The following is a 21,966-nucleotide window of genomic DNA, read 5'->3' on the forward strand; positions in this document are numbered from 1 at the left end:
CCTTAACCTTGTGAAGTGCTTTGTGGAATATCTTCAGTAAATGTGGGAGATGCAGCCAAGTTTTTGTAACCAATAATGGCGCGTATATAAGGTAGGCACCAATACATTAGCCAAAATGGACCAGAATGACGGCGACAGAATGTAGCCCAAGCTTTGGGTGGAAAAGCTTTGACTTGTACGACTTTTTTTAAACGTTCTAAAACAGATAATTTTGTATCGACCCAGCTATTGCGGATTGAGTTTTTACTACAGGTTCCGACATATTCAGGTGCAACCCAAACAGAGTAACCTAATTTTCTTGCCCTTAACCCGTAATCTAAGTCCCCTAAACTGTGGATGAAGGCTCCATCGATATTCTCTAATTTTACCGCAATAGCACGAGGAATTAGTACACAGTTACCAAACATGGTGTCACATTCCTGGAGAAACTGAGTTGCACCCACAAACTCATATTTATTGGAGTACCATTTGCCAGATCTAACTGCACCACCGTAAGAAGCTTTTCCAGTCAGAGAATCTTTAGTCGTTCCAACTAATATTGAGTTTTGATGACCTTTGTTTGATAACTCTTGATGAAAAGCTAATAAACGCTCAAAGGTTTTTGATTCCAGTATCGTGTCATCATTTAACCAAAGATAGTAGTCATAATCTCTTTGCATTGCTTCAGCAAATGCCAGTCTCATTCCTCCAACCCAGAATAAATTTCCATTTCCTTTAAGAATCTGAACTTGTGGATACAAAGCTTTGACTGCTTCTGCAGTACCATCAGAACTTCCATCATCGGTTAAGTAAACATCAAAAGGTTTTGTCTGCTGGTATAAAGCACGCAAACAGGTAAGAGTTGTCTCGCGTCTGTTGAAACAGGTCATTATGACTGCTAACTGTGGTTGGTTCATGTCATTAGTGATTGATAAGGGTTTGAGGCGTACTGACACCTCGTAATCTGGTTTTGTTGATTTCTGTCTGCTTTTTTATATAGAGAAGGCAGCGTTGAATTCTTCAAAATTAAATTGATGCAATTCCTCTAACTTGATATAACGAGATTGGATACCATTTGGTGGCGCAAAGAATTTTTCCATCATGGCTTCTGGTTGTTTTTTTCCACCACCTTCTTGTTCAATGAGTTTAGCGATGTAAGCGCAGTACTCTAACCTCCAAGCGTTCATTTTTTTTAGAGTTTGTTCTCGAATTTTTTGGGGGTCTAGATCTCGCTTTTTTAAAGTTTGTACAGCTTGAGCAACGGCTTGAGGGTCTGGGGGTACAATGATGGAATTTTCAGGAGTAAAGAATTCGTCTCGTCCACCTTTACTTGGGGTACTGATAACAGGAATTCCACAAAGTAAGTATTCGCTAGAGGCTAGGTTTGCTCCTTCGACTGCTGAAAGAATTAAACCCGTATGGGACTGGTTATACTTCTTGGCTAATTCTTTACGTGGAAGAAAAGTTTTGTTGAAATCGGCGTGTTTTAATTCCGGGCAGAAAGCATGCAAGTCGCCACCATAGGATACAACCATTAGTTTTGCTATATTTTTTGCCAGCCAAAGACGCTTTGAAAGATTGAGTTGTGCTGTGTAAATTGCATCATACAACTTTGGTTGTTCTATTATTTGATACAAATGCTCATTTATATAAAAGTTTTGGTTAAAGTGTGCTCCCCGAACGAAAAAACGTTTTCTTAATTCTTCTTCATCTGATGCATTGACCATTAAATGATGGGTTCTTCCTTCCAAGGTATGTAAAGTAGATTTTATCTTTCTGAGTAACATTTGCTTGGGGGTTCCGCACCATCCAGGAATGTGTTCCAAAACGTGTTTTGGACGAAACCATTTGGGTAGAGGTTTATATGTGATTTTTTTTTGTTCGTAAACCATTCCACCAAGGAAAGGATAGCTTCCAAGAAAGGAAACAATCAGAGGTTGAGTACTAAATATATAAAATCCGTGAAACAACATAAAGATATTTTCCCTAACTTAATTACTTCAGTTAAAAATTATTTTTCGGCAAGTTATTTATAAATTTGCAACCTTTTCTATCCAATTGCTCACGTTAATATTCAAATTAATAACACGGAGCTTTTGCTCTATTTTCCTGACAGTCAACAGATGCCGGTGCATAACTGATGTACGGGGCATCTTGTGTCTCACAACCCCTTCACATAACCATTGATATTTATCTGAGTTTCGATTAAAATTTTTCAGACGTTTAATTTGTGTATTCCAATCGTTATAGAAAAACAAGTTGAAATAATGAATTGAGACTATTTCATCCCAAGCTTTAAGTCGCGATTCTTTTGACAAGCGATTGTGTAAGGGTAATGGATAGCTATAAGCAGAAGAAAAATGAGAGATATTTTCTTCTAAAGAGCATAAGGTGACAGACAAGACGGACTGTTCTACAAAATACATCCCTTGGGGAGGGGTTACTTGCAGACGCATGACTTTTTCAAAGTTTTCTTTCCAGGCTGTGAATATACCAGCATTTCTTCTCACCGCAACTAAACCAGAATTCCAGTAACCTCTAATGGTTTTGTTGCCAATTGGTGTCTTGACAAATATCTCGCGTTTTACCCCAAGTACTTCATACAGTTTCATCCAGTACGAGTCTTGGATATCTTGACTTCCAGTAGAACCAATCCCTTGACCGTACTCGGAACGAATCCGAACGTTACAACCTTCTGGTAATAAAAACTCGTCAGGCTGTGAAAAAAAGCATTTATCGCTGTCTAGAAATACTAAGATTTCTGCATCTATGTTCTGTTCTGCATAAGCACAAACCAGAGGCTTATTGGCTAAATAATATTCATGGAACTCCTGATTGATGGGAAGTTGCTGGTGAATAACGTCCAATGCTGTAAAGGCTTTTTGAGTTTCTATAGAAATAGGTTCACCCACTCTGGGATGAAAACTATATATTGGTGTACTGTTTAAATTGCCACAGAACTTGCGAATACTCTCTGCAAGCAATAAAGATTGTCCTTCTAAACGACCGGGTTCTGTGCAAATAATAAAAGCTATAGGCACTGACATATTTTCATCTTCCTTTTCAAACTGATACCTTTTTCGTTTCTCTGAGGATTTCTTGAAATAAAGCTGAATAGCGTTCTGCTTGAATTTGCAAAGTAAATTCTCGTTCTGCTTTCTCACGAGCATAGAAAGATAGTTTTTGATACCTCTCAGGATTTTCCAGTATCCAGTTAATTCCTTTAGCAAAGTCCTTAACTTCATAAGGTTTCGCCAAATAACCGTTTTGCTCGTGATCGATAATATCTTTTAAGCCTGTGGCATTAAATGCGACAACTGGAGTACCGCACGCAAGTGATTCAGATGCTGTTTGTCCAAAAGATTCTTGCAACGACGGCATCAGCATCACATCAGCTAAAGAGTAAACTGTTGCTAGAGAGATATCATCATAGAAGTGTCCTAAATAGTGTGTTTTGAAGCCTAGGTCGGGTGGGTTATCGGGTTGAGATGCTCCAAAGATTACCAACTCCCAGTCATCCTTTCTACCGGATTTGCTTAACTCTTGTAGAGCGGGTTGTAATAGATGAAAGCCTTTGTTTCGATCGCTTGTTGCTTCTATTGCTCCAAAGAGGATTATTTTTTTATCTTGAGGTAAATTGAAAATCTCTCTTCCTAAAGCTTTATGAAGAGGTCTATATTTTTGAGTGTCCAATCCGTGAGGAATGACCTCAATTCGCAAATTTTGGAATAAAGAACTGGAACGAGCGCATTGTGCTAACCAAGAACTCGGTGAAACCAAAGTTAAATTTAAGTTTTTCCAAGCTTTTGCTTTGCGCTGCCATACCCAACGAGATAAATCGCCATCGCTATGACTGTTAAGTTGCGGACAGTTGCCACAAGATAACTTGTAGCGATCGCATTCTCCAATGACATGGCATCCACCTGTAAACCCCCAACTATCATGAAGAGTCCAAACTAGAGGTGGCTTCAACTTCGCTAGAGTTTCTATTTTTACAAAAGACGCGCTAATCCAGTGTAAATTGATAATATCTGGATTAATATGAGCAACTTGAGGAACAACTCTATCTGGCAACCATTGAGTAAAAAATGGCGTCTTCTTTCTTTGATTATATATCTTTAACGGCAAAGTTTCAAATGTTAGCTTTGTCTTCGCTATTCCTTGAAATAGTCTAACTTTAGGTGCAAAAACTGTTTTGTCATTGCTCAGTTTTTCTTGCACCAGCATTTGCGAATCTAATCCTGCATATTGTAACCCTTTATGCAAACGATATGCAGCCCTAGCCGCACCTCCACCAATATCCTGAGTGCTAAGATGCAAAATTTTCACTGTTATTCACCTCGCGATCGCTAAACTTATTAGGCAATGAAAACTTAGTCCTTTCATAATCACAACTTAAAGATAAGTAAGTTGTGACATACATTAACCAATTCCAACTGGGAGTTAATAATCTGGCTTCGGAAAAATTCACTATGACAATAATGAGTAACATTTGCACTGGCCAGTAATCTTCTGGTTTTTTCGCCACTAAAACAACACGAGTGACCGCCATGAGAAAAAAACGACTAAAGCCTGCAATAAAAGTCAAAAATCCTGCGAAACCCAGGTCTAATAACATTTCTAAAAAGCCATTATGAGAATTACTAGCCCAATCATGAGTGGCTTTGAGATTAGATGCATCGGGACCAGCCCAAAATCCATAAAATCCGTAACCTAGCAAGGGTCGTTCCAAAATCTTTTCAATTATCAATTCCCAGAGATCGGAACGTCCGCTAAAAGTCAGGTCTTTACCGGAAGTACCGATTAAAGCTTCTGCATTATTCGTAATAAATATTGAAGAACTTATAAGTAGCATTAAAACCAAGGTAATCATAATCACTCGCAGCTTATAGTTATCTTGATTAATAAGTTTGTAAAAGGGTAAAAGAATTATCATTGCTAACAGAATCATCAAAGATGTTGTTGACCGCGAGAGGATAATCAAGCATATTGATACTCCGCAAAGCAACCACATTAACCATTGATACCGCTTAACACTCAAACCAAGGTGCAGAAAAACGCCTGCACTCCAAGCCATCATGTATCCCAACTCGTTCTTATGACCGAAAATTCCACTCCACATACCTGCTAATTCTGATGATACGTGAATGTAGTCCGGCATAACTGCGGAAAAGAACATAGATAACGATGCTGCTGTACCCAGTCCCCAAGCTATTAACCGCATTTGTTCGGTAAGGCTATAACGCATCGCCAAATAAATCGCAATCAAATATATTCTGATGAGACCTCTTAGATAAGTGAGACTGGTGCTTATATCTGGCGACCATAATATAGAAAATAAAATTATTGCTAGTAACAAAAACTGTATCTGGCTTTTAAGCATTACATACAAAAAGCCTTTCCAATATAAAAGTATGAAATAAAATAGAATGATATATGAAATTACATTGAGTAAATTATCTACCATGCTACCTCCCAATGGAGATAGAGAAATTTCTTGTGCAGGACGTATTGACAGGGTGCCTACAGCAATAAACACTAGTAAGATAGTTAATAGTCTTTCTGAAAATTTAACCGTCAACTTTACACCTCAAATTTACTTAAAAATTTATTACAAATATCACTATCTTCTAAGTTTTGATTCATTTATAAATTTCTTCAATCTTTCTTTGAAAATATCTAAAGCAGTTGCCTTGTAGACAGTTTTCTGCGTGAAATTATCTGCTTGTGCATTACGAATAATAAACGGTGGATGCTTCAAGGGAAATTCCATTGCTTGTGTTGGCAAATTGATAAACGAGAATTTTTGCTTGGAATTAAAATGAGTTGCATCTGCACCAACACCAACATTAGAAACTAAATTTACATTGGGAATAATGCTTAAGCTACCCTGCATCCAGCAAGCGAATGTCCATTGGTAATCCCAGGTGATACCTGTAGGATTTTCATAAACAGATTGAAATATTCGCCGCCAATAGTTGACTGCTTTCGGGTCTATCAAAATGTCATTTAAGAGATTTTGTGCTTTTACCTCTTTCCAGAGTTTGATATTAAGATCGTAATGTTGCCAAGCACGTCTCCAACTCGCCCAGCCCCAACAATGACTGTAGCGAGAAAAATAGTAACTGTGATTTGTGCGTTTGTAGCCAAATTGAACATTTTGAGCAGAAATTGTAGAAATTCTAGTATCGTGTCTGTATTTTTCGAGTAATTCTTCACAAAAACGGAAAAAGGATAGATGGGGTATGCAATCATCTTCTAAAATTATAGTCTCTTCTGTCTGATTGAAAACCCAATCTAAACCACTAGAAACTCGTTTTGCACAGCCTAAGTTGATATCAGAATAGTTCTTGATAACTTCACAATTCCAATCCACTCTTTCAATAATTGCTCGGGTTGCTTCACACTTTTCTGCTTCACCTTCACGGTCAGCGCGAGGTCCATCTGCTATCACAAAGAGCTTTGAAGGTTTGACTTGGCGAATAACTTCAAAAACTTTCTCTGTGGTTTCCGGTCGTTTAAAAATAATACAGGTAACTGGTGTTTTCATGTTGGGTGGGTTGAAGGTTTCTCTTTGATATAAAAAAATTAATTAAATAATGTGTCACTCGAAGCAGTTTCTACAAATGCAAGGTCTCATTAAACCAGTTAAGATTTCTTAAGATACATCATAAAAAGGAATATTGACTGAATCTGGAGTTTGAAGATTTTTTGGGTTCTTCTATCAATTGCATTGCTTAAGAAAGCAGCAACAGCTTGAGATATTATGGTGGCGATCGCTGCACCTAGACCTGCGTATTGAGGAATGAGTAAGAAGTTAAGGATGACATTTAGAACAGCACCAAGTAAAGTCTTACCTAAAGAAACATGGTTCAATCCTTCAGCAATAAACCAGGTTGATGTTGCAACACCCATAAATACAAATAAGGAAGTCCAGATATGAACTGCTAATATTGGTCCCGCCTCTGCATATCCACTTCCAAACATCACCATAATTATCTTGTCCGACAAAAATGTCATTGGTACAGCAATTCCAATAGATATCAATGTCAGTAAAGAAAGTAATTGTCCGAGGCGCTTATAGTAAAGACTTTCTGATGTTTCCTTTGCTGCATAGATTGAAGGAGCAACGGAAGCAACAATAGTCGTTGGGATAAAATACCAAATTTCAGAAATTCGGACAGCAGCAGAATAAATACCTACTTCGCCATCTCCTATCATTTGACCCAGCATGATTTGGTCAATTTTCATAAAAATTAGAACAGCGAACCCTGAAAACATCAGAGGTAAACTCTCTTTCAAAAGAGTTTTGGCAGTAGAAAAACTCCATCTCCACGACCACAAGGAACTGCTTTTGTTCTGGTAAATCATGACCAAGCTCATTGCATTCATCGCAGATTCTGCCAATGTTACCCAAGCAAAAGCTAACAATGGTGCTTTTGTTAAAATGAGCCAGACTTTAATAAGAGTGTTTAGCAGATAAGCTACGTTTTTTGCGATGACAGTGTATTTCGACTTCACCTGAGATTGAAACCATATTTCAATAGTATCCGCCGCCCTAAAAACTCCTGCCATTGCTAAAATCGTCACCAGCCATATCTTCAGTGTGTCCGTCTCACCGAGGAAAAACGTACAACCTATTGCTAGTAACACAGAGACAATTCCACCCAGCAGTTTTAGCCAAAAAGTAGTTCCTAAAAGTTCTTCTTTGTTTGCTGATTTAGAGACAAGATAGCGCACTACGACATCATCCAGCCCTAAGGTGAAAATTGGACTAAATAAGCTGACAAAGGCTAAAGCGTAATTGAACAGACCATACTGCTTGACTCCTAAGTAACGTGCTACCCATACTCCTACAACCAAGCTTGCGCCCATACGTAGAATGCGATCGCTAAACAACCAACCTGTATTGGAAACAATTGCACGCAGCCCGGAACGAGATTTAAATTGTGATAACTTTTCTTGTTTCAGTTTTCTTAGCATTACGTTTTCTTTTCACTCTGTAACAAAGCCATCTCCAGTTGTGTCAACAATTGCTAATTTCATAAATAAAATTAACCAAACTTTATTGATACTTTTAGAAAATCATTTTTGACCTTAATTATAATTTTCCAGATACCAAATTTTTTAGCAAATATCCAAACAACGATACTATACCCTTCATTTTTGAATAGAAATTTCGTTCAAACAAAAATACAATTTTGAAATACACAATAAAATCCTTCAATTTCGGAGAAGGTATTGTTTTAAATTCATCCAATGATGTTAAAGACACGGATAACGGAAGACTAAAATTATTCTTTTGAATGATGTAATTGAATAAAGAGTTACATTTTAAAAACCGCTTGTATTCGTAATTCGTGTCTATTGCCAATTTACTGCTATGATAGTGATTATTTCCATGTATTCTGTACCTGACTAAAGGTTTAGACATATAAAACTTTTTAGCTCCCACCAATGAAGCTCCCCATACCAGACAGTCATCAGCCCTGACACGCCAATCTTCTATATATGGAATGGGTAAAAATTTTCTGAGTATTTCTCTACGCATAGATAATGTTGAAGTGATAGAACCAATCCATTCACCCATGCATAAAGTTCTCATAACCGAATAACCCAAATCTAAATCAACTGCATCAGCTTGAAATGTTCCTTCTACTGCTCCAAATTTGTTATAGGCACAAAACATAAAATCGCATTCACGATGTCTCCTATAAAAATTTAGAGCGTGTTCTAGGTATTGACGCTCGTACATATCATCTGCGTCTAAAAAAAAGATAATATCACCAGTTGCCGCTAAAAACCCTTCATTAAAGCATGATAGCTGTCCTTGATTTTTTTCCTTTAAAATACACTTAATATTAGTTTCCCGAACGAGTTTAGCTGCTATTTCAGCCGAATTATCTGTAGAGGCATCATCAACAATAATAATTTCATCAAATTTCACTGTTTGATTTAAAACACTAGATACTGCCTCCATCAGAAATCCAGCGTAATTATAATTATTAATCAAACAAGATGTTTTCATTGTTTTTGTATCCATAGCTGGAAAAACCCCACGTGTAAGAAAAAGAACAGGGAACAACAAATCAATAAGTTCCAGTTCTAAAAGCTTTTTTATTGACCGGGAATTAGGCTTCTGTCGTTAATGAAGGCTTTCTCTTAGAGCTAATACCTGGCTCGAGCGCATCTTTGGTGTAATAAAAATAACTATCTGGTTCCCTTTTAGTATTCACACTGTTGATGACTATTCCCAAAACCTTCTGACCTGACTGAGTTAAAAACTCTTTCGCGGCGTTGGCGCTGTCCAAATCAACCACTCCAGGACGAACTACTAGCAACAGACCATCAGTGAGATTGCTTAAAACAGCTGCATCTGCCGTTCCTGAGAGGGAGGGAGTATCAAAAACTACGAAATCGTAATCTTCGGTAAAGCTGTGGAGCAATGTTGCCATACGTTGTGAATCTAGTAATGCCATTGGGTTTGGAGGCACAACTCCAGACGAAAGAACATCTAGGTTGGGCATTACTCTTTGAACGGCTTCATTTAAAGAGACTTGGTCAACTATGATATTGCTAAGTCCCACAGCATTCGTTAGTTCCCAGATATGATGCTGTACCGGATGGCGCATATCTGCATCTACCAACAACACCCGACGCCCTATCTGAGCCATAGCTACAGCCAAATTTGCAGCTACTTCAGATTTTCCTTCTTTAGGAACGGAACTCGACACTACAATGCTTTTCAGCGGTTTATCAGAACAGAGAAACTTCAAGTTCGCTTGCAATATTTGGTATGCGTCACCAAAAGGGAACTGAGGAACGTCTCTGCCAATGATTTTGGGAACAGATTTGCTTCCTTCAGAAAAATGGTTTTTCCCATTCCGATTCATCTCTGGAATGATTCCTAACAGGGTATATCTCATCACCTCTTTAGCTTCTTTAACTGTCTTCACCGAGCGATCCATCAAGTCTAAACTAAAAGCGGTAATGACACCCAGAAAAAGACCCAGACCTCCTCCACCAATAACAAACAGGGCTTTGCGAGGACCTGCTGGTTTATCAGGTACTAAGGCGTAGGAGATGACACGAGCATTAGGAATCTTTTGATTTTCGGCAACAGAAATTTCTTGAAGTTTTGTCAAGAGTGTTTCGTAAGTCCTTTGAGCCGCATTCAGCTTGCGTTCTAACTCTCTTTGAAACTGTTCTAACCGTGGCAAATAATTTGCTCTTTGTCTGTAGGCTTCTACTTGTTGAGAGAGTGTAGCAATTTGTCTTTCTAGACCGACACGTTGCGCTTCAGCACGGGTAATATCTGCAATCAGACCTTGTCTGAGCTGTCCAATCTGCATATTTCCTTGTGTGACCTGTGCTTCACCTGCGACTTGTTCTGTCCGCTCTTCTAACAAGAGCCTAAGAGCAGCAACTTTTTCTTCTAAATTAGCCACTGTTGGGTGTCCGGCTTGGAAACGAGCCCGTTCTAGTGCTAGTTGGCTTTCTGCTTCTTGAAGTTGACCGAGGACTTTCTGAACTCCTGGTGCTTGACTCAATTCCGATGCAATGAGACCTTGCTGTGAATCTACCTGAGCTTCCTTGCGTAACTGTTCTAAACGACCTTTGACATCATCTAGTTGAGCCTGAGCTTGAGCAATTTGGTTGTTTAACTTAGAAATCGTATCAACTGCGGCATTTGCTTCTTGGTCTAGTACAATAATTTTGTTATACTCTTTGAAACGCCGCAAATCTGATTCGGCTCTGACGACGCTTCCCTCGGCTTTAGGTAATTGCTTTTCAATAAATTCTCTAGCTGTCAGCGCTTCACCCTGATTCGCCTGTACGTTCTGCTTGATATAAGTGTCAATAACCGTGTTGACAACTTTACTAGCCAATACCGGATCGTTATTTATATAAGAAATTTGTATCACATCGCTGCCTTTGATTCCTACGATTTTGAGCGCAGCAGCTAAGTCGCGAATTGGCAGGGGATTGCCTTTACTATCTTTAAGGTTGAGTGAACGAATAGTCTCCTGAAGCACTGGATTTGATGAAACAATTTTTACCTGAGTTTCTAAAGGATTGTCGTTCTGATTCAATGCTTCCAAACGTCCTATGTCTTGGGGTAAGCCTGTAAGTGAGGAAGTGCGATTTGTTTTAATCATCAAACTTCCTTCTGCCCTGAATGCAGGTTTCAGGGAAAGCGCGTATAAAGCTCCAAGGGTAACAGCTATTCCAAAAACTCCTACTACAGATAGCCAACGTCGTTGCAAAACCTGTAAGTATTTTTGAACATCTACTTCTTCAAACTTCGGTAAAGATTCCATTGTCATATGTACAAACGTATAGAAAACAAGACTGTTTGCAGCAGATTGTTTCTAACTATTCTCCTTGCAGATATTAATAGTTTTCACTAAGAGTCAATTATTTGAGTAAGGCTCTTTTAGGAAGACAAAAAAGGGTTCAAACAACTGCGGTTGCTCTGTCGCTACCAGAGCGAGCGCCTTTTTCTTCGTCACTTCGCCTGTTGTAATACTCTCGCAATCACCGTCTTCATAATTCGCTTCCTTTGACTTGCAGCATTTTCTCCCATTTACCATGTTCTAGCTCCCATACGCTATAGGAACTCAAGCAATTGATTATTTCCTTGAATCCTTCCCTTGCGCGTGCGAAATACCTATTTTCTGAAGCGGTAGATACTCACATATGTCTTGGTTGTTGTCTGACGGTTGGCACTTTTCCCAGTTGTCGTTTTGTCCCGATAATTGATTCTTTATCTTGACTCGACAACCATGTGAGCTTTTGCTCTTTGTTGTCCTACCGTCTGCTCAAAAGAGCGGCACCCCTATGTATTTTCGCTTTAAACTATGTCCCTGGTAGATAAAAATACGGAAGAGTTTTGTTTAATATTCATCAAACCTCTCTACCGTGTAGTAACGGAGATCGACAGGTCGCAATTTTGATTCCGTTATCTACATACTGACAGTACACAATACACGACCCACAGTTTTTCTCAATGTCAACATCTTATCATTCCATTCCCTTGAGAAAACACTAGTTAAGTAACTTTATCAAAAATTTATTTATAGCAGTATGTTCTCTTTACATACATAACACAACATACTTAAAAGTTACGTAGAAAAAAAGAAGTTTTCAAAGTCACTTCTATCAATTGTTCATAAAACAAACCCGCCCCATGAGGAATCACACCTTTGCAACACAAAGCTTTTGACTTCTGCTTAATTTTTTTCTCGATTTTTTAAGTAAACTCAGTAAACTCAGGGTTCTCTAATTCCGCCAGCTTGAGAATGCAAACAAGCAAACTCTGTCCACTGTTTCTTAAATTCGAGTAAGCAATTTTGCTGTTCTAGGTAACTGATACTCTTTTTATGTTAAAAACACGTCTATTGCTGGGTCTTTCGTAAAAAACACAATCTTTCCTTACACCTCTAAACCTATAAGGGTGAACTTTGATTCACCCCTATATGCGACACCATACACAGAGTGTTGTTTAAGAGAATGGCAACTCAATTTATAACCAAACCACTTGCTTGCGCTCTTCTACCACCCGTTTGTAAACATCCTCTGTTTGTTTTGCTAATTGAGTCCAACAGAAACGACGTTCCAAGTCCTCATAAGCATTATCAATTAACCATTGACGGTAGCCTGGGTTCTTTAACACCTCTAAAATTCCCCAAGCTAAGGAATCTGGATTGTTAGTATGAGTCACAATTCCAGTTTTCGTATGCTGCACAACCTCTGGGAACCCGCAGGTATCGGAAACAACAACAGGAACGCGAGAAGCAAAGCTTTCTAGAGCAACAATACCAAAGGGTTCGTAGAGACTGGGAAAAACAGCACAGTCAGCTACTGTTTGGAATTTATCTAAGTATTCATCCGATATAAAGCCCGTGAAATAGCATTTATGCCAAATTCCTGTATCCCAAGCTTGCTTCTTAAGGTGGTCTGTGTTACCACCACCGATGATAACAAACTTAACATGTCCTCCCATTTCCCAAAGTACTTTAGGAGCAGCACTTAGAAGCACGGATACACCTTTTTCATAGGTCATGCGACCTACATAGTAGACAATTTTCTCATCATCCCGAGCAAATTGACGGCGAAAATCCAGAGCGTGGAAATGTTGGTGGTGTTTTTTCTTTTCTGGTCGAATACCGTTGTAGATAACGTTAATCTTATCCCAAGGACAGTGCAAAGCTCGTTCTACCTCCCGGCGCATATAGTCGGTACAAACAATGACCCGCCAAGCGTTGTAGGCTAGCAGTTCCTCTTTGCCACTAATATAACGTTGGATATCAGTGTAAATACCATTATAGCGTCCGTACTCGGTAGCATGAATCGTAGCAATTAGGGGAATTTTAAAGTTATGCTTGAGAGCGATCGCCGCATCTCCAACCAGCCAATCATGAGCATGGATGATATCAAAAGACCCTTCCTCCAGTAAGAGCTTACCACCGTGATGCCCCATGCTCTGGTTTAAATTCACCACCCAATGAAAAAAGTCGTTGCTAGATGCAACGGGAATGCGATGTATCCGCACTCCTTCTACTTCCTCATACAACGGTGCATGACCAAATTCCGGTGTAATTAAGTGGATTTCATGCCCTAACTTTACTAGTTCCGGGTATAACTCTGCTACATGACGAGAAATTCCCCCAACTATTCGAGGCGGAAACTCCCAACTCAGCACTAGTATTTTCATCTCCTGCTACACCCTACCTGTTACAAATCTCTAATTTTTTACATTTACTCCAAAATACAAACTTGGCTACTGCTACAACACAAACCATAATTTTTATTTTGTTTTAGCATTTTCCAGTAAAGAGTAGTGGAGGTGACATTTGAACATCAGGTAGATTGCTGCAAAATGGGCTGAAGTTGTTGGCGGAAAGATAACCAAGCCTCTGTTGCTTGTGTGTCAGATACAGCAGCTTTCTTAAGTAAAATGACCCCATCTCTAAAGCCGATAATTCCATATTCCCGATTGCCAGTCAATTGGTCAATTAATGCTACTACCTCCCGCAGTAAATTGCGATCGCTTTTAAATGCTGGTTGATACTGTTGCAATTGCCAGAGGTCTGCGATCGCATAATCTACTTTTATCACTTCCCGAGCATCATTACGCAGTTGCAGAGCTGGCAAACGAAGAATTTCGCGACGGCTGGAAAGATGAGGGACAAGATAAGTCGTTGCAGATACACTAGCGTTTGCTGGAATTTCCGATAGCAGTGGGCGGAACTGGGAGACATGATGCCATTGTTGAGGTAAAGACACATACACCCAAGGCTTCACCGAGTCAGGAATCACAAAGTAAAAAGTTCTATTGGGATTCGATGTAAAGCTTAACAATAAAGAAACACAGATACAGCCCACCCAAAAACGGCGAAATGATGGTTTAAAAGATTGACGGTGCTGCGACCACCAAAGAATCGCCCCGTAAAACAGCCCTGGTACGACAGTTAAGGCATAACGAATCGTGATTGCCAACACCGATTCTCCCTTACCCAAAAAAAGTTTGAGCAAAGGAAAGCCGGCTATCATCCAGGAAGCAGGAGCAACAGCTGGTACAAACGCTAAAGGCAACCATTGTCCGAGTAAGTACCTAATTGTTCTGTCTACTGGTGTCACAAATTCCACAATCAGTCGCCAGGGGTTGCGGATCATTCCCCAAATAATATCTAAGGTAGAGGCTTCATTTCCATCTGCATATTGCCCAAACCGTTCCAACATAAACCGCCGCGAAATATCCTCAGAAAACAGCGGCATGATGGCATTGGTCAGAACCAACATATAACCAAAACTGAGGGTACAGACAGCCAGCCCAGCGCGGGGAAAGCGCTTGCTGAGAATCATGTAAACTCCGACACCAAATAACCCCACACCTGAATCTTCCCGTACAGCCAAAATAAAAATTGCTAGCAGCCAAAAAAGCCGCCACCAGCGCTTTTCCATTGCCAGAAGCAGCCCAAAGACAAACAACGGAATCTGGCTAATGTCGTGAAAGTTGCTTAAAGTCGGACCGATAACCGCATTAGCAGCGTAATAGCTAGCAGAAATCATCACTGCTATGGGCGGTTCTAAGTACTGTCGCGCTAACACGTACAAGACTATACCCGCAGCCGTTATCAGGGTTACCTGCAACACCGTCAAAGTAGCGGGAGAAGGAAAGAGAGCGTATATGGGTAGCCAAAGTAACAACGCTGGGGTAAAGTGTTGACCTAGCCGATGGTAATAAACTGCGGGAACTTCTCCAGAGTGAACAACATTCGTTGAAAGACTCGAAGAAAGAGAACTTTGAAAGAATCGACCGTGAAGGTTATTCCAAAAAACTTGGTTAAAAATGCCTTGGTCGAAGGAGGCATAAAAACTGTAGTAACGATGCAGGGTAAATAATAAACACAGGACAAAGAAGACGGCTGCCAATGGCAAGACTAATGAAATATCGCTTTGTGTCCCTAAGTCCAAATCTGGGGTTAGTCGCAGCTTTTTTTTCAATTTCGACAACATTACTCACTCACTCACTTACCCTGGTTGCGGTAAACGTGGCAACAATTATTGTAAAACGTTGTTACTTGTAAACTCCAGCAGGAGCAGGTTTAAATCTTACAGCAAGACGCCCCTGAGTGGAGAGAGGTTCCCACCCCTCAAAAAGATAATTGTCAGAAAATACACGAAGGAATGCAAAATAAATGCAGTTCCTCATTATTTGTGTCCTAATTACAAATGCAGACCTTACTGGCTGACGCCCAAAATTTGCTGTCTGACCTTATCGCCCGCTACTCATCAAAGGTGGATTATTTGATGATTCGCCTTGAAGAAGCTGAAGGAACTGATATCTTATTGCGGGGCGACAAGGTAGAAACCCTGAGCGAAGGTATCTCCATTGGCGGACAAATTCGTGCTTGTTATAAAGGTGGATGGGGGTTTAGTAGTTTTAACCAGCTTTCCACAATTCGCGATCGCATTGAGGAAGCCATTAACGCTGCCAGAATAGTTGGCGATGAAGAAACTGTGTTGGCACCTATTGACATAGTTCAAGCAGTGTGCAGTTTGCCCCTAACCGGCACCGATCCCAGGAAAATTTCGCTGAAGCAGAAAAAACAATTGTGCGATCGCTACACGGAGTTGCTCAAAAGCGTTGACCGACGCATTACCACCACCTCAGTCCGTTATGCGGATAGCACCCAAAGGGTCATCATTGCCACCAGTGAAGGAACCTTTATCGATCAGTCCTGGGTAGATATGGAAATGCGCTTTGCTGCTACTGCTAGAAATGGCGAGACAGTCCAAACGGGAAGGGAAACCACCGGTTCGCGCAAAGCTTTTGAAGATTTAACAACTTTAGATAAACAAGTCCAACAAGCAGCACAGAGGGCAATTGCGGCTTTATCTTTGCCATCAGTCAAAGGTAACACCTACACTGTGGTGATTGACCCGATTCTCACCGGATTATTTGTCCATGAAGCTTTCGGGCATCTTTCCGAGGCAGACATGGCTTACGAAAACCCAGATTTATTAGAAGTCATGACCATTGGTCGTCGGTTTGGACCAAAAGAATTGCAATGTGCTTCAATATTTGCCTTAATTTGTTGATAAGCATTGGTTGGTGTTGTCCTTAACTGACCCCGACAAATCACTGCCTGAGCTCGATACTCAATGTTTTGTAGGTAGTATACGGACCAGGGAAAACAATTTCGCAGCTGAGTTTCTTCCGTTGGTTCTATAGGACGCACTGGTACTGGTTCTACGGTAGTATGTATATCCGATTGTAAATTGAGAGATTTTTGAACTTCAGTCTGTGTTTCTTTGAGAGAACGACGCCCCCACTGAAAAAACACCCAGTATAACAGAGGACAGATGATGAGCGGCAAAATCACCAGTGCTCGCGGTGGTGGTTGTTGCGCCCCGTATACTGCAGTCCAAGCAGTCCATAAAAACGCTGGTGTCATCAAGACTAACCATAAAAGCCAGACAGGCGTTTTGGTTATTCGAGCGACACTACGCTGCACCATTAAGTAGGTTATGAGTCCCAGTAGCAGAAGAAACCAAAAAGTCATGTTATCTTCAATTATTTATGAAATGTTCAGTCCTGCTGGTAGTTAAAAACTTTACAGCAGTTGCCACAAGCGTATACCCCCAAATGTCAGTTTTTCATCCCACAGCCAACAGTGCTGGTAAATTTTTAAGCTAACTTTCCTAAAAATTACACACTCTAGCTGCAATTTTTCACAACTCCTTCACAACAACGGTTTTCCTCATGTATACCTTGCCTCAAGAATCAAATTATACAGCTAAGTCACCACGAGCAATATTCTCCGATGAAGTACCAATGGGAGGGAGTCTCGGTTCAGACTTCTCGCCAGATACAACAATTTTTGCATTTTCACCAAATAGGGACACATTAGGGGGGACTTCTTATTTTATTGTAAGAAATGAAGGCAATATCCTGATCGATTGTCCGGCAATTGACCAAACAAATCAGGATTTTTTGCATTTACATGGCGGAGTCAGGTACTTATTCCTAACGCATCGCGGTGCGATTGGTAAGACACAGGAAATTCAGAAAATTTTTAACTGTGAGATTTTGATTCAAGAACAAGAAGCTTACCTCTTACCAGGCTTAACTGTTACTACTTTCACTCAGGAATTTACATTAAATTCAACACTACAGTTGATTTGGACACCCGGTCATTCTCCCGGTTCGTCCTGTGCTTACTATACTGGCAGGGGAGGCGTACTGTTTTCCGGACGGCATCTTATACCAAATCAATACGGAGACCCCATGCCATTACGGCAGAATAAAACTTTTCACTGGTTCCGACAGGTCAGAAGTACTCAATTGCTACTTGAACGTTTCACAAAAGAAACACTCCAATACATTTGTCCTGGTGCAAACACGGGCTTTCTTAGAGGAAAACGCGTCATAGACAATGCCTATCAACGCCTTGCTTCTTTAGATTTAACGGCTTTGCTTCAGAGTCAACCGTTGCTTTAGATTGAGGGAGTGAGGGAGTGGGGGAGAATGGATAACTGAGTAACAGCTTATTATGTTCAATTTCTCCTACAATTCGTTCATTTTCTTGCCCTCTTTCCCTCTTTCCCTCCCTCTTCTTAAGCTGTTCCTGCCACTACTGAGTTTTTCGTTAACAGTTCTACGGCTGCCTGATATTGGGTATCTGCTTCCGTACCAATCTGTTGGCGGGTGATTGATTCCGAAGGAATTTTCCTATCTGGCTGAATTCCTAGTTTGTTAATGTCGTGATGGAGGGGAGTTTCATATTTAGCAATGGTTACAGCTAAGCCAGAACCGTCAGATAGCTCAAACAAAGACTGAATTAAACCTTTGCCAAAGGTAGTTTCTCCTACCAACAGGGCGCGTCCGTTATCTTGCAGTGCCCCAGCAAGAATCTCACTGGCACTCGCAGTACCTTGATTTACCAGAACCACCAAGGGGTCGTCTGTTAACGCCGGACCAAAGGCATCAAAGCCGCCTTGAATCCCTTGGCGATTCACGGTGTAGACAATGGTGCCAGAGTCCAACCACAGCCGAGCAATCTCAATCCCAGCCTGCAATAGTCCACCAGGATTATTTCGCAAATCAAGAATGTAGGCATTAGCGCCTTTTTTTTCTAGACTAGAAATAGCGTGTGCCAACTCCATTGGAGCGTTGGCATTAAATTGTGTGAGGCGAATGTAGCCTATGGATTTTCCTTGGGGGGAAGAGCGCAGTTCCGCAACAACTGGGTTGAGCGAAATGCGATCGCGCACTAGCTTAACTTCCAAATCTTCCCGTCCATCTCGTTCTATGAGCAGCGTGATCAAACTACCAATTGGTCCGCGCATTCTGGCTGCGGCTTCGTCGAGGGTAAGTTTTTCTGTAGGAAACCCTTCGATTTTCAGAATGCGATCGCGTGGTCTAATACCAGCTTTTTCTGCTGGTGACCCGGAGATGGGAGCTACAACTTCCAGCTTACCCGTTTCGGGATTCAGGGCAATTTGCAAGCCCACTCCCGTCAGTTCCCCAGAGGTATTTACCTGCAAACTGCGGTACTGTTCCGGGTTAAGAAACCGGGTAAAAGGATCTTCAAGGCTCTTGAGCATCCTTTGAATGACTGAGTAAGCCGTTTGGTCGTCTTTGATTGGCTTCTCTAAAGCCTTTTGCCGGACTGCTGCCCAGTTTTGATGATTAAACGTGTCGTCCAAGTATGTACGATTAACAATTCGCCACACCTCTGATATCAACTTTTGTTGTTCCGTCAAAGCCGTCGCTGGTTGACAAAAGCTGCAAAAGCTTATCCAAAAAGCGATAAGGAATGACAATCCCACACGAAAAACTTGTTTGTGCATGAACCCCATTTTTACTTTCACTTCAACCCAAATTGCCAGAATTAAGCCAGCTACGTTGCATATGTGAAATCTATCTCTCGTCTATGTTACTTTTTTTATAGAAGCGGTGCATCGCTGTCATCCAACCATCTCGTCGTTAGATTCAGCACGCATTCCACTTCCATAAACCCAAAATCTAGTTTGTCTCCATCACCTAGTGTTTGGCTGCAAACAAAACGCAATACATTTCCTCTTTTCAGAGTGTGAAGTTTTTTTTTAAACTATTAACACTCTGACCGTTGAAAAGCAAACGAGAATAAATACTCTTTGCTCAAATCCCAAAGTTGGAAACAGGGGAAAAGTCTGAGCAGCGCCTTAGCTTGAACTACAGAGCGAAGCAAAGTTCAGAACTTCGGTAGACTGATTAACTGCGAGTCGATTTTTAGGAACTTGAGATTGTATGGCCAACGTTTACGACTGGTTTCAGGAGCGCTTGGAAATTCAAGCGCTGGCTGACGACGTCACCAACAAGTACGTCCCGCCCCACGTCAACATCTTCTACTGCTTGGGTGGAATCACACTGACGTGCTTTCTCATCCAGTTTGCTACTGGATTTGCCATGACATTCTACTATAAGCCAACTGTCACCGAAGCTTATGCTTCCGTGCAGCAGATTATGACTGAAGTCAACTTCGGCTGGCTGATTCGCTCCGTCCATCGCGGGTCTGCCAGCATGATGGTGCTGATGATGATTTTGCACGTCTTCAGGGTTTACCTCACAGGCGGTTTCAAAAAGCCCCGCGAACTGACTTGGGTAACTGGTGTTGTCCTGGCTGTGATCACCGTTTCCTTTGGTGTGACTGGTTATTCTCTGCCTTGGGACCAAGTTGGCTACTGGGCTGTAAAAATCGTAAGTGGTGTACCAGAAGCCATTCCTGTGGTAGGTACCCTCATCGCTGACCTATTGCGCGGTGGTGCTAGCGTTGGTCAATCTACACTGACTCGTTATTACAGTGCCCACACTTTTGTACTGCCCTGGCTGATTGCGGTCTTCATGCTGTTGCACTTCTTGATGATTCGCAAGCAAGGCATTTCGGGTCCATTGTAATTTCAGGCTTGGTAGGCGCATAGTTAGTAGTTAGTAGTTAGTAGAACTCATAGCCACTAACCACTAACCACTAACTAAAATGTATTTAAGTTAGGAGAGCACATTTAAAAATGGCTACACTGAAAAAACCAGACCTCAGCGATCCAAAGTTAAGAGCCAAATTGGCATTGGGTATGGGTCACAATTACTACGGTGAACCCGCTTGGCCCAATGACCTACTTTACATCTTCCCAGTGGTAATTATGGGATCTTTCACTGCGATTGTGGCTCTATCTGTGCTAGACCCAGCAATGGTTGGAGAACCAGCAAATCCCTTCGCAACTCCACTGGAAATTCTGCCAGAGTGGTACTTGTATCCTGTGTTCCAAATTCTACGTTCAGTTCCTAACAAGCTCCTGGGAGTCTTGTTGATGACTGCCGTACCCCTGGGATTAATTCTCGTTCCTTTTATTGAGAACGTTAACAAGTTCCAAAACCCCTTCCGCCGTCCAGTAGCAACTACAGTGTTCCTACTGGGAACTTTGGTGACTCTATGGTTGGGGATTGGTGCGACTTTCCCAATTGATAAATCCTTCACCTTTGGACTGTTCTAAACCAATCGCCACATAGTACTATGACGCCTGTAAATTTTTCAAAAAGTGCAAGCTAATGTACTTTTGAGAAAAGTAAACAGGCGTCAGTTTTAATAATCTAGGGTGTATCATAGATTTTCATTTTGGACTACAAATGTAATTCCAAAATCATAAATCTGGTATAAACAAGAGGTATCAACATTTTTCGTTCACTTACATTTAAGTCAAGGTCAATGCTTAGCATAGTGCAGCAAGACCATCTGACGGTTAAGAGCGAACTCAAGCTTCTTAATCAAGTACAGCAATGGTTTGAGGAATTTTGCCTGCAAAACCTGCCGCCACTTGGTTGGTCGGAAAGCCAACTCTATCGCCTCAACCTAGCATTAGCAGAAGGCTTTACCAATGCCGTTCGTCACGCTCATCATGCCTTACCGCCGGAAACAACTATAGAAATTGATGTTTCTTTATGGGTGGATCGCTTGGAGATTAGAATCTGGGATCGCGGGAATCCCTTTAATCCCGATGCGATCGCAGAGCCAGAGCCTGGTACTCTTCAAGTAGGGGGATATGGATGGTTTCTTTTACGGCGATTGGCAGATCGAGTTATTTACGAACGCGGTGCAGACGGAAGGAATTGCCTGCTCATCGTCAAGTATGGTTTACAAGGGCAACAATAAGGACAACAAAAACCTGATGAGTGCAGGGTACTTCAAAGATTTTTACAGTCGGGGGAGTGGCGCTTGAAAAGCCCTCCCTTAGTCTACTTGTAGAAGGAGCCCATGACAAATAGGTTTACTGTTGAATTTTTTTGTGTCATTTTTAGAAAAATTTAAGTAATTTTGTAAAGATTGTAAAATTTTGTGTACAAAAGCAACATTTAATACTATAAGGGCATCATTAGAGTTAGGATTTATGATTTCTTAGCATTTGGCAGCAGGCAAGCAGAACTCTAGGGAAAGAGGCTTA

The 21,966-nt window shown here is 41.0% G+C and carries 17 protein-coding genes and 2 pseudogenes; 5 read left to right on the forward strand and 14 right to left on the reverse strand.

Going from position 1 to position 21,966, the window contains the following annotated elements:
* Positions 1–2: 2 nt before the first annotated feature.
* From ACYRY3_RS42005 to ACYRY3_RS42055, 11 genes are all read right to left on the reverse strand, one after another.
* Positions 3–896, reverse strand: coding sequence for a glycosyltransferase family 2 protein (locus ACYRY3_RS42005; RefSeq protein ID WP_460207770.1), 894 nt, complete (start codon positions 894–896; stop codon positions 3–5).
* A gap of 75 nt (positions 897–971) precedes the next feature.
* Positions 972–1,952: a glycosyltransferase gene (locus ACYRY3_RS42010; protein WP_460207771.1), complete on the reverse strand. Its 981-nt coding sequence runs from the start codon at positions 1,950–1,952 to the stop codon at positions 972–974.
* A 57-nt stretch (positions 1,953–2,009) separates the two neighbouring features.
* Positions 2,010–3,026: a hypothetical protein gene (locus ACYRY3_RS42015; RefSeq protein WP_460207772.1), complete on the reverse strand. Its 1,017-nt coding sequence runs from the start codon at positions 3,024–3,026 to the stop codon at positions 2,010–2,012.
* A gap of 16 nt (positions 3,027–3,042) precedes the next feature.
* Positions 3,043–4,308: a glycosyltransferase family 4 protein gene (locus ACYRY3_RS42020; protein ID WP_460207773.1), complete on the reverse strand. Its 1,266-nt coding sequence runs from the start codon at positions 4,306–4,308 to the stop codon at positions 3,043–3,045.
* Entirely contained in the window at positions 4,289–5,227 is a 939-nt protein-coding gene (locus tag ACYRY3_RS42025) for an O-antigen ligase family protein (RefSeq protein WP_460207774.1), read from the reverse strand. The genes ACYRY3_RS42020 and ACYRY3_RS42025 overlap by 20 nt, the downstream gene beginning before the upstream one ends.
* A gap of 375 nt (positions 5,228–5,602) precedes the next feature.
* Entirely contained in the window at positions 5,603–6,529 is a 927-nt protein-coding gene (locus ACYRY3_RS42030; RefSeq protein ID WP_460207775.1) for a glycosyltransferase family 2 protein, read from the reverse strand.
* Positions 6,530–6,627: 98 nt separating this feature from the next.
* Positions 6,628–7,962 carry a flippase gene (locus tag ACYRY3_RS42035; protein ID WP_460207776.1) on the reverse strand — a complete coding sequence of 445 codons (1,335 nt, stop codon included), beginning with the start codon at positions 7,960–7,962 and terminating at the stop codon, positions 6,628–6,630.
* Positions 7,963–8,080: 118 nt separating this feature from the next.
* The gene (locus ACYRY3_RS42040; protein ID WP_460207777.1) at positions 8,081–9,022 is read right to left on the reverse strand and encodes a glycosyltransferase family 2 protein; all 942 of its coding nucleotides are present in this window, start codon (positions 9,020–9,022) and stop codon (positions 8,081–8,083) included.
* 88 nt (positions 9,023–9,110) lie between these two features.
* On the reverse strand, positions 9,111–11,306 hold the full coding sequence (locus ACYRY3_RS42045; RefSeq protein ID WP_460207778.1) for a GumC family protein: 2,196 nt from the start codon (positions 11,304–11,306) through the stop codon (positions 9,111–9,113).
* A 1,199-nt stretch (positions 11,307–12,505) separates the two neighbouring features.
* Positions 12,506–13,696 carry a glycosyltransferase family 4 protein gene (locus ACYRY3_RS42050; protein ID WP_460207779.1) on the reverse strand — a complete coding sequence of 397 codons (1,191 nt, stop codon included), beginning with the start codon at positions 13,694–13,696 and terminating at the stop codon, positions 12,506–12,508.
* Positions 13,697–13,842: 146 nt separating this feature from the next.
* A complete protein-coding gene (locus tag ACYRY3_RS42055) occupies positions 13,843–15,501 on the reverse strand; it encodes a DUF2079 domain-containing protein (protein ID WP_460207780.1) in 1,659 nt (552 codons plus the stop codon).
* Between the two features lie 216 nt (positions 15,502–15,717).
* Between ACYRY3_RS42055 and ACYRY3_RS42060 the strand changes: the two are divergent.
* Positions 15,718–16,557 (forward strand): annotated as a pseudogene (locus tag ACYRY3_RS42060) (TldD/PmbA family protein); the annotation flags it as partial.
* A 2-nt stretch (positions 16,558–16,559) separates the two neighbouring features.
* Here ACYRY3_RS42060 and ACYRY3_RS42065 read toward each other — a convergent pair.
* Positions 16,560–17,051: pseudogene (locus ACYRY3_RS42065) on the reverse strand (site-2 protease family protein); the annotation flags it as partial.
* Between the two features lie 200 nt (positions 17,052–17,251).
* Between ACYRY3_RS42065 and ACYRY3_RS42070 the strand changes: the two are divergent.
* Positions 17,252–17,989: an MBL fold metallo-hydrolase gene (locus ACYRY3_RS42070; RefSeq protein ID WP_460207781.1), complete on the forward strand. Its 738-nt coding sequence runs from the start codon at positions 17,252–17,254 to the stop codon at positions 17,987–17,989.
* Between the two features lie 116 nt (positions 17,990–18,105).
* On the opposite strand, the gene ctpA is transcribed toward ACYRY3_RS42070, so the two are convergent.
* On the reverse strand, positions 18,106–19,350 hold the full coding sequence (gene ctpA / locus ACYRY3_RS42075; protein ID WP_460207782.1) for a carboxyl-terminal processing protease CtpA: 1,245 nt from the start codon (positions 19,348–19,350) through the stop codon (positions 18,106–18,108).
* An 86-nt stretch (positions 19,351–19,436) separates the two neighbouring features.
* Positions 19,437–19,562 (reverse strand): hypothetical protein, encoded by a 126-nt coding sequence (locus ACYRY3_RS42080; protein WP_460207783.1) that lies wholly within the window; start codon positions 19,560–19,562, stop codon positions 19,437–19,439.
* A gap of 218 nt (positions 19,563–19,780) precedes the next feature.
* On the opposite strand from ACYRY3_RS42080, the gene petB reads away from it, so the two are divergent.
* The 3 genes from petB (at position 19,781) to ACYRY3_RS42095 (ending at position 21,677) form a co-directional block, all read left to right on the forward strand.
* Positions 19,781–20,428 (forward strand): cytochrome b6, encoded by a 648-nt coding sequence (petB, locus tag ACYRY3_RS42085; protein ID WP_460207784.1) that lies wholly within the window; start codon positions 19,781–19,783, stop codon positions 20,426–20,428.
* Positions 20,429–20,538: 110 nt separating this feature from the next.
* Positions 20,539–21,021, forward strand: a complete 483-nt coding sequence (petD, locus tag ACYRY3_RS42090) for a cytochrome b6-f complex subunit IV (RefSeq protein ID WP_460207785.1) — start codon at positions 20,539–20,541, stop codon at positions 21,019–21,021.
* 212 nt (positions 21,022–21,233) lie between these two features.
* Positions 21,234–21,677 carry an ATP-binding protein gene (locus ACYRY3_RS42095; protein WP_460207786.1) on the forward strand — a complete coding sequence of 148 codons (444 nt, stop codon included), beginning with the start codon at positions 21,234–21,236 and terminating at the stop codon, positions 21,675–21,677.
* Positions 21,678–21,966: the final 289 nt, after the last annotated feature.

The organism is Scytonema sp. NUACC21, from assembly GCF_054684315.1.